Here is a 15629-nt window from a genome sequence, read left to right as displayed (position 1 = left end):
GGCTCACGGTTCTGGAGGTCAGGCATGTCGCTGGTGATGGTTCGTAAGATAAAACTGGACATCGAAGAAGTGTTCCACGAAGGCGGGCCTCTCTCCCCGGTCCCACTCAGGATTGCGGTCGCCACCGCCGTGGTTGCCAACCCCTACGCGGGCAGATATGTAGAAGACCTGTTGCCGTTCATGCAGGCGCTGAGGGGCTTGGGCGCGGAACTGTCCGAGCGGCTGATCGATTCACTGGGCGGCGCCCAATACGTGCAAGCCTATGGCAAAGGTGCCATCGTCGGTGAAGACGGTGAGCTGGAACACGGTGCGGTCTGGCACGAAGCCGGTGGCTGGGCAATGCGTGAAGCACTCGGCAATCCCAAGGCGATCGTTCCGGCGGGGAAAACCATCGGCGGCCCTGGTTGCCGGGTGATGATCCCGCTGGGACATATCCAGGCGGCCTATGTTCGCAGCCACTTTGGTGTGGCTGAAATGACCGTTTGGGACGGGCCCCGTCGCGGCGAAATCGCCTTTGGCCTGGCGATGGCGACCGGAGGTCGGATTCATGCACGGCTGGGCGGGCTGGCGGCGGCTGACGTGAAAGGCGAAGACGGGCTGCGTTAGGGCCCGTTATTCAAAGCATGCTCCAAGGTTACGTACCACTACAAAAACAATATGTGTGTCGGAGAAGATCATGACTACAAAAACTATGCGGGCCGCACGTCTGTATGAAGGCGGTAAACCCATGGTCATCGAGCAAGTGCCCGTACCCGGGATTCGCCCGACCGAGGTACTGGTCAAAGTCAAGGCGTGCGGGATCGTCCCGAACCTTCACAACATTCTGACCAACTGGGTCAAATGGTTCCCACAAAGCCCATTGCCCAAGTTGCCTGCCATTTTCGGACTTGACCCTGCCGGGGTCGTCGAAGCCGTCGGCACTCAGGTCTACGACTTCAAGGTCGGTGACCGGGTCTATGTGAACCCGGGTCGGCACTGCGGCTCATGCCGGGCTTGCCGTGCGGGCAACACCATTGCCTGCACCGCCTATACGTTCAACGGTTATTTCGGGTTCACCGCCAAAAGCCCACGCATGTTCGAAGACTACCCTTACGGCGGCCTGTGCGAATACATCCCCGCCCCGCAATACAGTCTGGTCAAACTGCCCGACAACATCAGCTTCGAGACTGCCGCTCGCCTGGGCTATCTGGGCACTGCGTATAAGGCATTGATCAAGGCCAATGCAGGTCCCGGCAGCACCGTGCTGATCAACGGAATCAGCGGCACCCTCGGCTTGGGCGCCGTAGCCCTGGCGCTGGCCATGGGCGTTCGTAAGATACTTGGCACCGCCCGAAACCAGGAGCTGTTCCAGAAAGTGAAAGACCTTGCAGCCCCGGGCCGGATCGAAATCCACACCCTCGGTACTCTCCCGACCAACCAGTGGGTCGATGAAGTCACCCGTGGCGAGGGTGTCGACATCGTCATCGATGCCCTGGGCCCCGGTGCACCGCACGAGACCCTGACCCAAGCGCTCAAATCCCTCAACCGCGGCGGCCACCTGGTCAACGTTGGCGCCATCGCCGGCGATGTTCCCATCGACCTCCACTGGATCATGGACAACGATATCCAGATCAGCGGATCGGCATGGTTCACGACAGGGCAAGGCCAGGACATGGCTGACATGGTTGAATCGGGGGCGCTGGATCTCTCGTTCTTCGAGAACACGGCCTTCAGCCTGGAAGACGTCAACGACGCGATCACCGGTATCGAAAACCGCCACGGCGGGTTCAGCAACTACGTCATCTGTCCTTGATAACACGCAGCGAGCGGATCGGCTCCCCCCTCCCTCGCTGCCTCTTTGGGTCATCCAGAATGAAGATAAGAAGAATCGTGACCGGCCACGACGAACAGGGCCATTCGATATTCGTCTCGGACGACTATGCCCCCAGGGCGCAGTCCTTTGCGTCGATCCCGGGGCACGCCATGGCACATCTGTGGACCACGCCTGCCAACCCGGCCCTCCATCAGCAGCAGCGCGACCCCACGCTGGATTACGCATCACTGATTCCACCCCAGGGAGGCACCAGTATCGCGCTGTACGATTTTCCACCTGACACCGTCATGCAGAACCCCGTCGATGGCGTCCGGGCTTATGAGGAACTGGGCGCCGCACTGCCTGGTTTGTTCGAAAGCTTCGAAGCGGATAATCCGGGCATGCATACCACCCCCACCATCGATTACGGAATCATCCTGGAAGGTGAGATGTGGCTGGAACTGGATAACGGTGAGAGCCGTCTGGTGAAGGCAGGCGAGGTCGTCATACAGAACGGCACGCGACACGCCTGGCGGAACAAAAGCGAACGGATAGCCCGGGCACTTTTCGTGATGATCGGCACATCACGTCCAGGGAAACAGGCTGTGTAGTGTTCAACTCTTTATCACTGCGGTTCAAGGAGCCCTATGGCCACCGTCGCTCATCGTCTGCTTGGCATTTCAGGCAGCCTGCGTTCCCAGTCTACCAATACCGCGATTCTCAGGACCCTGGGTACTCGATTGGGCGATCAGGCACATCTGAGCCTCTTCGCCCTGAATGATATCCCTCTATACAACAGCGACCTGGAAGCGGAGGCGTTGCCCGCACCCGTGGTGGCGCTGAAAGAGGCGATATCAGAAGCCGATGGCTTGATCATCTGCTCGCCTGAATACAACTACGGCACCTCTGGCGTCCTGAAGAATGCACTGGATTGGGCTTCGCGCCCCGGGTTCGACTCACCGCTGAAGCATAAACCGGTGCTGATCATGACCTCGTCACCCGGCGTACTCGGCGGAGTACGCGCGCAGTCGCAACTTCGTGAAACGCTGTCCGCGACTCTTTCCAGCGTTATTTGCAGTCCTCAGGTCGTCATACCCGGTGTCAATCAAAAAATCCGGGATGGCCGGTTCACCGACGAGACAACGATCGAGTTCATGCTGGCAGCCGTCGGCCATCTGATCGCTGAAATCAATCTCATGGCCTCTCGGTTCGTTCAGACACAAGGACATCCGCATGCTTCTTGAGAACATTGGCGTCATCGGCGCCGGCACCATGGGCACCGGCATTGCCCAAGTCTGCGCCTTGGCCGGCCTCAACGTGACGTTGATCGACATCAGCGAAAGCGCCCTGCAGAACGCAATCGCGACCGTCGATAAAAACCTCGATCGGCAGGTCGCCAAGAACACGCTGACGCACAAGCAAAAGCTTGCGGCCCTCGACAAAATTCGCACCAGTACCGATTACAACCGCCTGCACAACGTGCAAATGGTGATCGAAGCCGCCACCGAAAACCTCGACCTGAAATTACGCTTGCTGCAACAGATTGCGGCGCAAGTCAGCGCCGACTGCGTAGTTGCCTCGAACACTTCGTCACTGTCCATCACCCAACTCGCCGCCAGCGTCCGCCAGCCTGGGCGCTTCATTGGCCTGCACTTTTTCAACCCCGTCCCCATCATGGGGCTGATCGAAGTGATTCGTGGCCTGCAAACCAGCGATGCCACCCACGCCCTGGCGCTGGACATGGCGACCAGGCTTGGCAAAACCGCAATAACCGCCGGTAACCGCCCGGGCTTCGTGGTCAACCGGATTCTTATACCGATGATCAATGAGGCAATCCTGGTGTTGCAGGAAGGCCTGGCCAGCGCCGACGACATCGACGTCGGCATGCGCCTGGGCTGCAACCAACCGATCGGTCCCCTGGCATTGGCGGACTTGATTGGCCTGGACACCGTGCTGGCGATCCTTGAAGCCTTCTACGACGGTTTCAACGACAGCAAATACCGCCCTGCTCCGCTGCTCAAGGAGATGGTCGCCGCCGGATACCTGGGGCGTAAGACGGGGCGCGGCTTCCATGCCTATGCCTGAGCGTTGCTCACGCTTTGCCGAATACCGGGACAAGGTACTGGAACTCTTTGCCAGCAAGGGTTTTGGTCAGGTCGGAATGCGTGAGCTCGCGACCTGCCTGGGGCTCGCCCCGGGCTCGTTGTATCACCATTACCCAAGCAAGCAGCATCTGTTGCTCGACCTTATCGAGGAGTTTTATGAAGAGCTGCTGACCGTACTGGGACGCATCGAGCAAACAGCCCCAGTGAAACGCGACAGACTCAACCACTTGATCCGCGGGCACCTCAATCTGCACCAGGAAATGCCTTGGCATTTTCGTCTGGTGGAACGTGATAGCGGATGCCTGAATGAAGCGCAACAGGAGCGGGTTCGGCAACTGCGCGAGGAGTACGAACACAAGTTGCTGTCGATGCTAGGCGTACGACTTCGATTCAGTGAATCGTGTCGGATGGCCGTCGGTCACACCATCGCCACTTTGCTCAACGGCGCGCCCAGCTGGCTCGCGCAATACTCATTGGATGAGCAAGAGCGCGATCATCTTATGGAGAACATGATGGGGGGTGTCATCGAGCGGTTATTGGTGCCGGGCGCAGACGAACAAGGGGTGTTCACGACCCAAGCAGCTACCGGCATGTTATGGTCGTCCTGATTCCGGATCTTGCCATCCAGCTTCGATTGCAAGCGTCGCCTTGGTTGACCCGCCCCCTTCTCGTACCATCAACCCTCCCCACCTGGAATGATTTTCGTGAAGGCCAGCGGGTTCTCCCGACTTCATAGATTGAAACCGGGAGCACAGGTCAATGGGTTCGGGCGCCGATCACCGCCCTGCACACGATCTCGATCAACTGCGGACGTTGCGCAAGCCTCGATACACCGATGATATTACTGGCGGCCTGCGGGCGCTCCGAACCATAAGCCGCCTTGCGTACCTTGCCGACTACGGCAAAGGCAGCGTCCATGTCCAGCACATAGAGCGTCTCTTCGACGACATCCTGAAGACTGGCGCCATACAGGGCGAGCAACTTGGAAATGTTCTCGTAAGAGACGCGCATTTGCTCTCCCATCGACGAGAAATCGCTCGGTTTACCGTCAGCATCCAGCGGTGCGGGGGCTACCAGATTCCCGTCTTCATCATGGTTGAACTGACCCGAAACGAAGATTTCGTTCCCTACCCGCCGCGCCTGCGGATAACCGTAGCCTTCTTCCCATGGAACGCCCCAGTAGGCGGTATCGTCGTTGAAAGGTCGTGAAGCAGCCATTGCCGTCTCCTAGCAAATGACGGATCGATGTGATCCGACTCGTTCCAATGCTAGACGTTGACGAGCACTATCGGTGTCGTATTAATGCCCTTCTAGAGAAGCAAAAATGCACCACTGGCATGCTACAGCCAGTAGATATCTACCGGACATGCACATGTAAACCTGCCCTTTTCGCGGGTTGCGACACATTCGAAAAAGTGTATATTCGAAAAAACATATATAAAAAAAGTGTCAGTGATGACTGACAATTCCACGCCTTGGCGGCCGCTAATCCGTCGCTAACCGCAACCTGAGAACAAGAACATGGCAATCAAAATAGGCATCAATGGGTTTGGGCGTATCGGTCGATTGGCGCTGCGCGCGTCCTGGGATTGGTCGGAATTCGAATTCGTGCAGATCAATGACCCAGCCGGTGACGCGCAGACCCACGCCCACCTGATCAACTTCGACTCGGTCCACGGACGTTGGCACCGTGAAGCAGGCGCAGAAGGCGACTCGGTGGTAATCGATGGCAAGCGCGTCAAGGTCACGGCCAACAAAACCATCATCGACACCGACTGGTCGGGCTGCGACCTGGTCATCGAGGCCAGCGGCAAGATGAAGTCGGTCGCCGTGCTCCAGGCCTACCTGGACCAGGGCGTCAAACGCGTGGTGGTTTGTGCCCCGGTGAAAGAAGAAGGCGCGCTGAACGTGGTGATGGGCGTCAATCAGCACCTGTTCGATCCGGCGCAACACCGTATTGTCACCGCCGCCTCCTGCACCACCAACTGCCTGGCGCCAGTGGTCAAAGTGATTCACGAGAACCTGGGCATCCGCCACGGCTCGATGACCACGATCCACGACTTGACCAATACCCAGAGCATCCTCGATACGCCGCACAAGGACCTGCGCCGCGCCCGAGCCTCGGGCATGAGCCTGATCCCGACCACCACAGGCTCGGCAACCGCCATCGCCGAGATTTTCCCCGAACTGCGCGGCAAATTGAACGGTCACGCCGTGCGGGTACCGCTGGCCAATGCGTCGCTGACCGACTGCGTGTTCGAGGTGGAGCGTGCGACGACGGCTGAAGAGGTGAATGCGTTACTGAAGGCAGCTGCCGAAGGTCCGCTGAAGGACATCCTGGGCTATGAGGAACGCCCCCTGGTGTCCATCGACTACCGCACCGACCCCAGGTCGTCGATCATCGATGCGCTGTCGACCCTGGTGGTCAACGGTACTCAGGTGAAGATCTACGCCTGGTACGACAACGAGTGGGGCTACGCCAATCGTGCAGTTGAACTGGCCCGCCTGGTCGGCACATCGGAGTAACGGCGATGATGAACGCCTTCTGGCCCTGTCTGCGCAAGTGCGTCAGTACCTGCTGGTCACCGGCAACTACTGGGCCTTCACCCTCACCGACGGCGCACTGCGCATGTTGGTGGTATTGCACTTCCATACGCTGGGCTACACACCGCTGCAGATCGCAGCGCTGTTCCTGTTCTATGAAATTTTCGGCGTGATCACCAACCTGGTGGGCGGGTACCTTGGCGCCCGCCTGGGGCTCAATCGCACCATGAACATTGGCCTCGGCATGCAGGTGCTGGCCTTGCTGATGCTCACGGTGCCGGCCGTCTGGCTGACGGTACCCTGGGTGATGTCAGCCCAGGCGTTGTCCGGCATTGCCAAGGACCTGAACAAGATGAGCGCCAAGAGCTCCATCAAGCTTCTGGTACCGGACAGCCAACAAGGCACCCTCTACAAATGGGTGGCCATCCTCACCGGCTCCAAAAACGCGCTCAAAGGCGTGGGCTTCTTCCTGGGTGGAGCACTGCTGGCGCTGCTTGGCTTCACCCTGGCGGTGTTGGCCATGGCGGCAGTGTTGGCGTTAATCTGGATGGGCAGTCTGCTACTGCTGAAAAAGGATCTGGGCAAGGCCAAGGCGAAACCGAAGTTTCGCGACATGCTGTCCAAGAGCCGGGCGATCAACATCCTTTCGGCTGCTCGACTGTTCCTTTTCGGCGCCCGCGACGTCTGGTTCGTCGTAGCGCTGCCGGTTTATCTGAGCACCGCGTTGGGCTGGGACTTCTGGCGGGTCGGTGGGTTTCTTGCTGCCTGGATCATCGGCTACGGCATCGTCCAGTCCTTTGCCCCCCACCTCACCGGCAAGAAGCGCGGCCATTTACCCGACGGTCGAGCAGCATTCATCTGGGCGACAGCCCTGGCCGGGCTGCCCGCTCTGATGGCGCTGGGACTGGCTGCCGCGTGGCCGGCTCAGGTGGTGGTGCTTGGCGGGCTTACGCTGTTCGGTGTGTTGTTCGCCGTGAACTCGTCGCTGCATAGCTACCTGATCGTCAGCTATGCCAAGGAAGATGGGGTATCGCTGGATGTGGGCTTCTACTACATGTCCAACGCGCTGGGACGGCTGATCGGCACGTTGCTTTCTGGTTGGGTGTTCCAAGCCTATGGTCTGGAGGCCTGCTTGTGGGTATCCAGCGTTTTTGTACTGGCTGCTGCGCTCATTTCGGTTGCGTTGCCCAGGCACGGTGAGACGGCACCCGCCTAACAGATCACGGAGGCCAGGATTGAGGCCCTGCGTCACGCGGTGCGTGCCGATATTGTGTTAAGCCCTACGCCGATGCATAGAAATCACAGGCATAAAAAAGCCACTCTGATGAGTGGCTTTTTTTGAATGCTGGAGCGGGAAACGAGACTCGAACTCGCGACCCCGACCTTGGCAAGGTCGTGCTCTACCAACTGAGCTATTCCCGCGTCTTGGTGTGGCGCATTCTATAGATTCCAATAACGCCGTCAACCCTTTGATTCAAAAAAGTTTATTTGGAGTCTACATCCGTTCGCAGATGCGGCCAGGCGGCGCGCAGGTACTGGACCATCGACCAGAGCGTCAGGCCAGCGGATATCAGCAGCAAGGCGTAGCCGAGCAACACCCAGAAGCTGAAGTCCGACGGGTTCGCCAGCAGGATGACCAGGGCCAGCATCTGCGCGGCGGTTTTCCATTTGCCGAGGTTCGACACGGCCACCTGGGCGCGGGCGCCGAGTTCGGCCATCCACTCCCGGAGCGCCGAGACGACGATTTCGCGACCAATGATCACCGCCGCCGGCAAGGTCAGCCAGAGGTTACCGTGCTCCTGCACCAGCAGCACCAGGGCCACCGCGACCATCAGCTTGTCGGCCACCGGGTCGAGAAAGGCACCGAACGGGGTGCTCTGTTTCAACAGCCGGGCCAGATAACCATCCAGCCAGTCGGTGGCGGCGGCGATGGCGAACACCGAGGCGGACGCCACATAGCTCCAGTGGTACGGCAAATAGAACAGCACTATGAAGATCGGGATGAGCAGGACACGTAGAACGGTAAGCAGATTTGGGATATTCATCGGCACAACTGGCTGCGAGGTTGACGGGCATTCTACTCGCTATGCAGGTTTGCATAAATCGACTCAGCGAGCTTTTTACTGATACCGGGTGCTTTGGCTATCTCTTCGATGCTGGCACGAGACAGCTCCTGCAATCCACCGAAATGTTTCAACAGGTCGCGCCGCCGTGTCGGGCCGACGCCCGCCACACCTTCCAGCGTCGAAGTACGGCGGGTCTTGCCTCGACGGGCGCGGTGTCCGGTGATGGCGAAACGGTGGGCTTCGTCACGGATCTGCTGGATCAGGTGCAACGCCGGCGAATCCCCTTTGAGGGTGAATTCATGGGCCGCATCGTTCAGGTACAGCGTCTCGAAACCGGCCTTGCGCGTCGCGCCCTTCGCCACGCCCAACAGGATCAGGTCCGGCACCATCAACTCATTGAGCACATCCCGGGCCATGGACAACTGCCCCTTGCCGCCGTCCACCAGCAGGATGTCCGGGAGCTTGCCCTCCCCGTCCTTGAGTTTGCCGAAGCGGCGCATCAGCGCCTGATGCATCGCGGCGTAGTCGTCGCCGGCGGTCACGCCTTCGATGTTATAGCGCCGGTAATCGGACTTGATCGGGCCTTCCGGACCGAACACCACGCAGGACGCCACGGTGGCTTCGCCGCTGGAATGGCTGATGTCGTAGCACTCCAGCCGCTGGGGCGGTTCGTCCAGATTGAGGACGTCGGCCAGGGCATCAAACCGCGCCGCGACGTGCTGACGATTGGCCAGGCGCGCGCCCAGGGCCTGTTCGGCGTTGGTCACGGCCAGTTGCTGCCAGCGTGCACGGGTGCCGCGTACGCGATGGCTGATGGTCAGTTCGCGACCGCGCAGCGTATGAATGGCTTCGATCAGGGCTGGAAAGTCCTCATGGACCACGTTGACGATCAGCTCGCTCGGCAAGTCGCGCTCAGGACTGCTGACATAGTACTGACCGAGAAACGCCGACATGACCTCGGCCACGTCTTCCTCGATACCCACCTGGGGGAAAAAGTTCTTGCTGCCCAGCACCCGGCCGCCCCGCACGCTGATCAGGTGAACGCAGGCGCCGCCCGGGTTGATGAACGAAGCGATGACGTCGACGTCGCCACTGCCGCCTTCCATGCTTTGCTGGTCCTGGACGCGGCGCAACAGGCCGATCTGGTCCCGCAACTCGGCGGCCTTTTCGAATTCGAGATTGATCGCCGCCTCTTCCATTGCCGCCGACAGTTCATCGGTCAGCGCATTGCTGCGACCTTCCAGGAACATCACCGAGTGACGCACATCCTCGGCATAGACCTGGGGCTCCACCAGCCCGACGCAGGGTGCCTTGCAACGCTTGATCTGGTATTGCAGGCAGGGTCGGGTGCGGTTCTTGTAGTAGCTGTCTTCGCACTGGCGGACGAAAAAGGTCTTTTGCAGCAGACTCAGGCTTTCACGAATCGCCCCGGCGCTGGGGTAAGGACCGAAATACCGACCCTTGGCTTTCTTGGCCCCACGATGAATGCTCAGGCGCGGAAATGCCCCATCGGACAAAAACACGTAGGGGTAGGATTTGTCGTCCCGCAGCAGGATGTTGTAGGGCGGCCGCCACTCCTTGATCAGCGTCTGCTCGAGCAGCAGCGCTTCGGTCTCGTTGGCGGTGATGGTGGTTTCGATTTGCGCGATGCGCCCCACCAGCGCGGAGGTCTTGGGAGCGAGCCCGGTCTTGCGAAAGTAGCTGGCCAGACGCTTCTTGAGGTTCTTGGCCTTGCCGACATAGAGCAGGCGCGCATCGCTGTCGAACATGCGGTACACGCCTGGGCGGCCACTGCATGTAGACAGGAAAGCGCTTGGATCAAACAGTTCGGTCATTGTCAGGCGCTGGCATCGACCATGCCATGGCGCACCGCCAGCAAGGTCAACTCGACGTCGCTGCTGATCGAAAGCTTCTCGAAAATGCGGTAACGGTAGGTGTTGACGGTCTTGGGCGACAGGCACAGCTTATCGGAGATGATCTGCACCTTCTGGCAGCCGACGATCATCAGGGCAATCTGGATTTCCCGTTCCGACAACGCATCGAAGGGCGACTCGGTGGTCGGCTGGAACGACTTGATGGCCAGTTGCTGGGCAATCTGCGGGCTGATGTAGCGCTGGCCGGCGAACACCAGTCGGATGGCCTGGACCATCTCGTTCAGACCGGCGCCCTTGGTGAGATAGCCCGCCGCCCCTGCCTGCAACAAGCGGGTCGGGAACGGATCTTCTTCGCAGACGGTCACCGCGACAACCTTGATATCCGGGTGGCTGCGCAGCAGTTTACGCGTGGCTTCAAGACCGCCGATGCCGGGCATCTTCACGTCCATCAGTACCACATCAGGCTTCAATTCACGTGCCTTGATCAGGGACTCTTCCCCGGATTCGGCCTGGCCAACCACCTGCAGACCGTCGATGTCAGCCAGCATTCGTGTAATGCCCGTACGAACGAGATCATGGTCATCGACCACTAACACCCTAATCAAGCAGACACCTCACGATTGGTCTTATATGGGTTGCTTCACACCTTAGCAAAAAAGCTGTCGACAGACCTAGCGCAAAGGGGCATTTAAAAGTTACAACACATGCAGGTTCCGATGCGTCAAGCATCGGCGTCTCGCTGCATCCTCAGGAAACACTCATCCTCCCCCACGACACGCAGCCCCAGCCGCTCGTAGAGCCCACGGGCCGGGTTGTCCCTGAACACCGTCAGACGCAGCGCCGGCCGACGCTCCAACCTCACCATGCTCCACACCTGTCCGATCGCCCAGGTACCGGCGCCCTGCCCACGGAACGCTTCGGCGATCTGCAGCTCTCGGATGTACAACGCCCTGGCGTCACGACTGAGACTGACAAAACCCAGCGCCTGATCATGGTGGCAGATGATCCAGTTCTGGCGAATGATCCAGGCCAGGTCGAATGCCTCATCCTGCCAGAGCAAATCATGGCGCAGGTGGTAAGGGAGCATATTGGTACAGGTCAGCTGCCGGGCGAAGCCGATGTCCCCGGCCTCGGCTGCGCGCCACTGGAAACTCATGGTTACCTCGTGAGGGTTGGTCAAGGATTTACCTGCCTTGGCATAATGCTGAAGTCTGTCACAACGCCCGCCAGACTCAACCCACCCGGAACGGCATCTTTAGCCGATAGAATTTTCTTATTGAACCCGCGCACCGCCGTCGAGTAAGCTCAGACCCATTCATCGGAGACGCACCATGTCAAACGCCCTCTCATCGCTCCACACCGCCAGTGCCCCGCGCTCGGTTGCGGCTGCGCAGGCGAACGGCGTCCAGACTCCGGTCAACTTTTATTTTGGGTATTGGTTTAGCCACTGGCGCGCCTGATACCCCACCGGCGCCCACTGTAAACGGGTCGCCTTCCAGAGTTTCCAAACCCCCGGTCGGCCTCCCGACCGGGGGTTTTGTTTTTTCCGACCCAACACTTTTTGCAACACCGATAACTTTGAGGATTCAGCCATGAACTACGCCACTTATTACCGTTACGACACGTTTGCCGCCTGGCGATTTACCAGCCACCGCTCGGGACAGCCTGCCGCCTCCGATCGGTCACCTCTCGGTGGCATGCCTGCATTGCCGGCCAATACGGCCAATTGTCGAACACCTCAATAGGACCGACGCGCGGGACCGAACCCGCTGCTCGTCCAGGAAGCCAGATCATGAACTCGTCCGTCTCCGCTTTGCCGCTGTCCACGCTCAACCCTGCCAATGAAGCCCTTACCCTGCGGCTGCCGAGCTCATTGCAGCTCAAACAGCAATTACCCCTGAGCCATGCGTTGAGCCAGCAGGTCAACGGCCACCGCCAGGCCATCCGCTCGATCTTGAACGGTGAAGACTCCCGCCTGCTGGTCATTGTCGGACCCTGCTCCATCCACGACCCGAAATCCGCGCTCGAATACGCCGCGAACCTGGCCCGTCTTGCCCATGACGTGCGTGACAGCATGCTGCTGGTGATGCGCGCCTACGTGGAAAAGCCCCGTACCACGGTGGGCTGGAAAGGCCTCGCATACGACCCCCACCTGGACGGTAGCGATGACATGGCCGCAGGCCTGACGCTGTCGCGTGAACTGATGCGCGAAGTGCTGCGACTCGGACTGCCCGTTGCCACGGAGTTGCTGCAACCCATGGCCGCCAGCTACTTCGACGACTTGCTCAGCTGGGTCGCCATCGGCGCCCGCACCACCGAATCCCAGATCCACCGGGAAATGGCCAGCGGCCTCGGCATGCCGGTCGGCTTCAAGAACGGCACGGACGGCGGGGTCGGCATCGCTTGCGACGCCATGCGTTCCGCCGCTCATCCCCATCGGCATTTCGGCGTCGACAGCCAGGGCCATCCGGCGATCATCCAGACCCAGGGCAACCCCGATACCCATCTGGTGCTGCGGGGCGGGCACCGCGGACCGAACTATGATCGGCAGAGTGTCGAGCAGATACACGACGACTTGAACCGTCTGAAGATACCGGCCCGGATCATGGTCGATTGCAGCCACGCCAACAGCGGCAAGAACCCGGCGCGCCAGCCGCAGGTATTCAACGACGTGCTGGAGCAGCGTCTGCAAGGGAACCGCTCGTTGGTTGGCATGATGCTGGAAAGTCACCTGTTCGAGGGCTGCCAGCCCATCAGTCCGTCGATGCACTACGGCGTATCGGTGACCGACGGTTGCCTGGGCTGGGACACCACCGAGCAGCTGCTGCACCAGGCCCATCGCCAGTTGGTTTCAGCCGCTTGAATGTTCAAGAGCGCCCTCTCCCTCGAGGGCGCTCCGGGAACGAACAGCAACCAGCACCCCGGGAAACTGCTGGCTCACATCGTCCAGCCGCTCGACCTGATAGCGAATACGCACGGACCGGCCAAGCTGGCCGTGCCAATAAGCGGCAGGCACCGTAAAGATGATCGGCTGGCCAACCATGGCCTCGACGATTTCGCGCTCCTCGACATGGCTGTAGTTTCCGTCACATTGCAGCCAGATCCACTCACCGACCTCGAAGTCGCTCGCCTCGATGGTCACGGTGACCCCTTCGCGCAGGGCGTCGACTTCCAGCTCGCCGTCGCTCACGCCCTGGAGCCGCGGCCCCTTCAACGCAGGGCGTACCAGCGCACCGATATGCAGTGACAGAGTCTCGGCGCGACGCACCGCATGCCCACGCCTGACGATGTATGCCAGGTCAAGTTGATGTCCGAGATGCGGAGTCAACTGCGAAGCATCCAGCCAGAACGACACCTCGCGACCGACGGCATGGGCCTCGATTTCCAGCACATCGCGCCACAGAGCCCTGCCGTCCCGGCTGCCTATCAGGATCAGCCGGTCCCCGACCGCCATTCTGGGATAAGGTCGGATGGCCACACAGGTGCCATCGGGTACTCGCCCGGGGTCAAGGCTACCACCCACGGCATCCCTGGCGATGGCCGGCAAGAGTTGCAAGGGCGCATCGCCGATCACCAATTGCAAGGGTTCCGAATCCATCAGTGCCGGCAAGCGTCTTCCGGTCACCCGATAGGAAATTTCCAGTGAACCGCTGTCCAGCTCGACGATATGAGGCGCTCGCACGACAAAGGTGACATCCCGATCGACTTGTCGCTCCGTGACGTAGCGACGGACTTCGTATCGGTACGGCTCGCCATCCGAATTGAGGCCATGCCAGAACAGCATCACCTCATCACCGCACGTCATCATCGGATAGGGTTTGATGTTTATGACGACTTTGGACCAGGCAGGGTCGATCACCCCTCCCCTTGCCGCCGTCAGAAGGGGGGCCCGCAATGTCTTGCGGGCGTTGGGCCGGTTTCGCCGGCCTGACAGTTCAATGCTCATGTGCAACTTCCAGTCCTTGGATGAAGGCGCCGCTCCCGTAAAGCGCCCGACGGGACCATTAAAGCGCTGCCGCACGCGATGCACAGTCAGACGAGACGACAGCGCGAGTGGTCCCTTTGCACCCAAGACTGTAGCCGCACGCCACCGGGCCTATCGGAGGTATCCGGATACCAACCCGCCCACTGGAGCGCACTGCTGATCTTTCCCGCGCCATTTATTCCGTTTTCGACGAGCCGGAGCGGTTTCTTCCTACACCTTCACTTGAGGGCCTGCATTAGAGTGGCGTCGTCAATTCAACATGAACCTCTTCGAAAAAGGTACGAACATGCAACGGAATGCAACCACTCAATTTCCCATCCTGTTGGTCCATGGTTTGTTCGGGTTTGACAGGGTCGCAGGGGGTCAACTTTTCCAGGGAATCAAACAGACATTGCGCGCAGCCGGTGCACGGGTGTTCATCCCCCACCTGTCGGCCACCCATACGAACGAGGCACGCGGGGAAGAACTGCTGACTCAGGTCGACCGTGTCCTGAGCGGAACCGGCGCCACCCGGGTCAACCTGATCGGTCACGGTCAGGGTGCGCTGGCGGCCCGTTACGCCGCCGCCGTGGCACCGGACCGCATCGCCTCGGTGACGTCAGTCAGCGGCCCCAATCATGGCTCCGAACTGGCCGACTTCCTTCGCAAGGCACTCACCCCCGGACGCCTGCCGGAACACGTGGCGAGCAAAGTCGCGACGCTGTTTGCCGATTTCATTTCATTACTGGGCGGCCAGGCGCAGCTGCCTCACCACGCCATAGCGGCATTAGGGGCCCTGACCACCGAAGGCGTAGGCGCGTTCAACGACAAGTTTCCCCAGGGGTTGCCAAAGAACTGGGGCAGCAAGGGGCCGGACGTCGTCAATGGCGTGCGTTATTACTCCTGGAGCGGCACGTTGCAAGACGCCCCCGGCGATGCCCCCGACGCGGCGGCTCCCCTCCAGGCGTTCTGCCGCGCTTTTTCCGAATACTTCATCACCGAAGCCGGGCAGAACGACGGTCTGGTCGGACGATTCAGCTCACACTTGGGCAAGGTCATCCGCTCCGACTATCCAATGGATCATATGGACGCCATTGACCAGGGATCCGGACGAGCCCGCAAGGGCGCAGACCCAGTGGCACTTTATGTCAAACATGCCGAACGCCTGCGCAAAGCCGGCCTTTGATCCACCGGCTCAAGGTTTTGACGCAATTTTGACAACAACCCTCTGTCGAATCCGGTAGGCTCAATGCCTTTGAAAATCATTGAAAGGAATTTTTCTCC

16 protein-coding genes and 1 tRNA gene are annotated in these 15629 nt (G+C 60.0%); 10 read left to right on the top strand and 7 right to left on the bottom strand.

Annotated elements, in window-relative coordinates; all coding sequences use genetic code 11:
- The first annotated feature begins 24 nt into the window (after positions 1–24).
- From EGM97_RS20185 to EGM97_RS20160, 6 genes are all read left to right on the top strand, one after another.
- Positions 25–606, top strand: coding sequence for an amino acid synthesis family protein (locus EGM97_RS20185; protein ID WP_238964390.1), 582 nt, complete (start codon positions 25–27; stop codon positions 604–606).
- A gap of 70 nt (positions 607–676) precedes the next feature.
- Entirely contained in the window at positions 677–1792 is a 1116-nt protein-coding gene (locus EGM97_RS20180) for an alcohol dehydrogenase catalytic domain-containing protein (RefSeq protein ID WP_238964389.1), read from the top strand.
- Between the two features lie 59 nt (positions 1793–1851).
- Complete coding sequence (locus EGM97_RS20175; RefSeq protein ID WP_238964388.1) at positions 1852–2403, top strand: cupin domain-containing protein; 552 nt, start codon at positions 1852–1854, stop codon at positions 2401–2403.
- A gap of 36 nt (positions 2404–2439) precedes the next feature.
- Positions 2440–3036, top strand: coding sequence for an NADPH-dependent FMN reductase (locus EGM97_RS20170; protein WP_238964387.1), 597 nt, complete (start codon positions 2440–2442; stop codon positions 3034–3036).
- Positions 3026–3877: a 3-hydroxybutyryl-CoA dehydrogenase gene (locus EGM97_RS20165; protein WP_238964386.1), complete on the top strand. Its 852-nt coding sequence runs from the start codon at positions 3026–3028 to the stop codon at positions 3875–3877. The genes EGM97_RS20170 and EGM97_RS20165 overlap by 11 nt, the downstream gene beginning before the upstream one ends.
- Positions 3864–4505 (top strand): TetR/AcrR family transcriptional regulator, encoded by a 642-nt coding sequence (locus tag EGM97_RS20160; RefSeq protein WP_238964385.1) that lies wholly within the window; start codon positions 3864–3866, stop codon positions 4503–4505. Before EGM97_RS20165 ends, EGM97_RS20160 begins: the two co-directional genes overlap by 14 nt.
- A 148-nt stretch (positions 4506–4653) precedes the next feature.
- On the opposite strand, the gene EGM97_RS20155 is transcribed toward EGM97_RS20160, so the two are convergent.
- Positions 4654–5115: a RidA family protein gene (locus EGM97_RS20155; RefSeq protein WP_238964384.1), complete on the bottom strand. Its 462-nt coding sequence runs from the start codon at positions 5113–5115 to the stop codon at positions 4654–4656.
- Positions 5116–5418: 303 nt separating this feature from the next.
- Here EGM97_RS20155 and EGM97_RS20150 point away from each other — a divergent pair, with 303 nt between their 5' ends.
- Together EGM97_RS20150 and arsJ are read left to right on the top strand one after the other, a co-directional pair.
- The gene (locus tag EGM97_RS20150; RefSeq protein WP_238964383.1) at positions 5419–6423 is read left to right on the top strand and encodes an ArsJ-associated glyceraldehyde-3-phosphate dehydrogenase; all 1005 of its coding nucleotides are present in this window, start codon (positions 5419–5421) and stop codon (positions 6421–6423) included.
- Positions 6389–7657 carry an organoarsenical effux MFS transporter ArsJ gene (arsJ, locus tag EGM97_RS20145; RefSeq protein ID WP_477788840.1) on the top strand — a complete coding sequence of 423 codons (1269 nt, stop codon included), beginning with the start codon at positions 6389–6391 and terminating at the stop codon, positions 7655–7657. Before EGM97_RS20150 ends, arsJ begins: the two co-directional genes overlap by 35 nt.
- A gap of 130 nt (positions 7658–7787) precedes the next feature.
- Here arsJ and EGM97_RS20140 read toward each other — a convergent pair.
- The 5 genes from EGM97_RS20140 to EGM97_RS20120 form a co-directional block, all read right to left on the bottom strand.
- Positions 7788–7863, bottom strand: a tRNA-Gly gene (locus EGM97_RS20140).
- 62 nt (positions 7864–7925) lie between these two features.
- On the bottom strand, positions 7926–8486 hold the full coding sequence (pgsA, locus tag EGM97_RS20135) for a CDP-diacylglycerol--glycerol-3-phosphate 3-phosphatidyltransferase (RefSeq protein ID WP_053154194.1): 561 nt from the start codon (positions 8484–8486) through the stop codon (positions 7926–7928).
- Positions 8487–8518: 32 nt separating this feature from the next.
- A complete protein-coding gene (gene uvrC / locus EGM97_RS20130; RefSeq protein ID WP_053154197.1) occupies positions 8519–10342 on the bottom strand; it encodes an excinuclease ABC subunit UvrC in 1824 nt (607 codons plus the stop codon).
- Positions 10343–10344: 2 nt separating this feature from the next.
- Positions 10345–10986: a response regulator transcription factor GacA gene (gene gacA, locus EGM97_RS20125; RefSeq protein ID WP_238964382.1), complete on the bottom strand. Its 642-nt coding sequence runs from the start codon at positions 10984–10986 to the stop codon at positions 10345–10347.
- A gap of 116 nt (positions 10987–11102) precedes the next feature.
- A complete protein-coding gene (locus EGM97_RS20120) occupies positions 11103–11537 on the bottom strand; it encodes a GNAT family N-acetyltransferase (protein ID WP_238964381.1) in 435 nt (144 codons plus the stop codon).
- Between the two features lie 636 nt (positions 11538–12173).
- Between EGM97_RS20120 and EGM97_RS20115 the strand changes: the two genes are divergently transcribed.
- Entirely contained in the window at positions 12174–13244 is a 1071-nt protein-coding gene (locus tag EGM97_RS20115) for a 3-deoxy-7-phosphoheptulonate synthase (protein WP_238964380.1), read from the top strand.
- Here the strand turns inward: EGM97_RS20115 and EGM97_RS20110 are convergent.
- On the bottom strand, positions 13233–14327 hold the full coding sequence (locus tag EGM97_RS20110; RefSeq protein ID WP_238964379.1) for a hypothetical protein: 1095 nt from the start codon (positions 14325–14327) through the stop codon (positions 13233–13235). The two genes, EGM97_RS20115 and EGM97_RS20110, sit on opposite strands and share 12 nt — an antisense overlap.
- Before the next feature lie 325 nt (positions 14328–14652).
- On the opposite strand from EGM97_RS20110, the gene EGM97_RS20105 reads away from it, so the two are divergent.
- Entirely contained in the window at positions 14653–15531 is an 879-nt protein-coding gene (locus tag EGM97_RS20105) for an esterase/lipase family protein (RefSeq protein ID WP_238964378.1), read from the top strand.
- Positions 15532–15629 lie beyond the last annotated feature (98 nt).

Source organism: Pseudomonas sp. AF32, from assembly GCF_022342325.2.
Classification (GTDB): Bacteria; Pseudomonadota; Gammaproteobacteria; order Pseudomonadales; family Pseudomonadaceae; genus Aquipseudomonas; species Aquipseudomonas uvaldensis.
Note: the sequence above shows the minus strand (reverse complement) of the source record. Positions and strands in the feature narration are given on the sequence as shown.

What these genes read in the sequence shown, in the direction of transcription:
- EGM97_RS20160 (WP_238964385.1), top strand. Translation starts at nt 3,864, where the DNA reads ATGCCTATGCCTGAGCGTTGCTCACGCTTTGCCGAATACCGGGACAAG.
- EGM97_RS20165 (WP_238964386.1), top strand. Translation starts at nt 3,026, where the DNA reads ATGCTTCTTGAGAACATTGGCGTCATCGGCGCCGGCACCATGGGCACC.
- uvrC (WP_053154197.1), bottom strand. Translation starts at nt 10,342, where the DNA reads ATGACCGAACTGTTTGATCCAAGCGCTTTCCTGTCTACATGCAGTGGC.
- EGM97_RS20180 (WP_238964389.1), top strand. Translation starts at nt 677, where the DNA reads ATGACTACAAAAACTATGCGGGCCGCACGTCTGTATGAAGGCGGTAAA.
- pgsA (WP_053154194.1), bottom strand. Translation starts at nt 8,486, where the DNA reads ATGAATATCCCAAATCTGCTTACCGTTCTACGTGTCCTGCTCATCCCG.
- EGM97_RS20115 (WP_238964380.1), top strand. Translation starts at nt 12,174, where the DNA reads ATGAACTCGTCCGTCTCCGCTTTGCCGCTGTCCACGCTCAACCCTGCC.
- EGM97_RS20110 (WP_238964379.1), bottom strand. Translation starts at nt 14,327, where the DNA reads ATGAGCATTGAACTGTCAGGCCGGCGAAACCGGCCCAACGCCCGCAAG.
- EGM97_RS20185 (WP_238964390.1), top strand. Translation starts at nt 25, where the DNA reads ATGTCGCTGGTGATGGTTCGTAAGATAAAACTGGACATCGAAGAAGTG.
- EGM97_RS20105 (WP_238964378.1), top strand. Translation starts at nt 14,653, where the DNA reads ATGCAACGGAATGCAACCACTCAATTTCCCATCCTGTTGGTCCATGGT.
- EGM97_RS20120 (WP_238964381.1), bottom strand. Translation starts at nt 11,537, where the DNA reads ATGAGTTTCCAGTGGCGCGCAGCCGAGGCCGGGGACATCGGCTTCGCC.
- EGM97_RS20175 (WP_238964388.1), top strand. Translation starts at nt 1,852, where the DNA reads ATGAAGATAAGAAGAATCGTGACCGGCCACGACGAACAGGGCCATTCG.
- EGM97_RS20150 (WP_238964383.1), top strand. Translation starts at nt 5,419, where the DNA reads ATGGCAATCAAAATAGGCATCAATGGGTTTGGGCGTATCGGTCGATTG.
- EGM97_RS20155 (WP_238964384.1), bottom strand. Translation starts at nt 5,115, where the DNA reads ATGGCTGCTTCACGACCTTTCAACGACGATACCGCCTACTGGGGCGTT.
- EGM97_RS20170 (WP_238964387.1), top strand. Translation starts at nt 2,440, where the DNA reads ATGGCCACCGTCGCTCATCGTCTGCTTGGCATTTCAGGCAGCCTGCGT.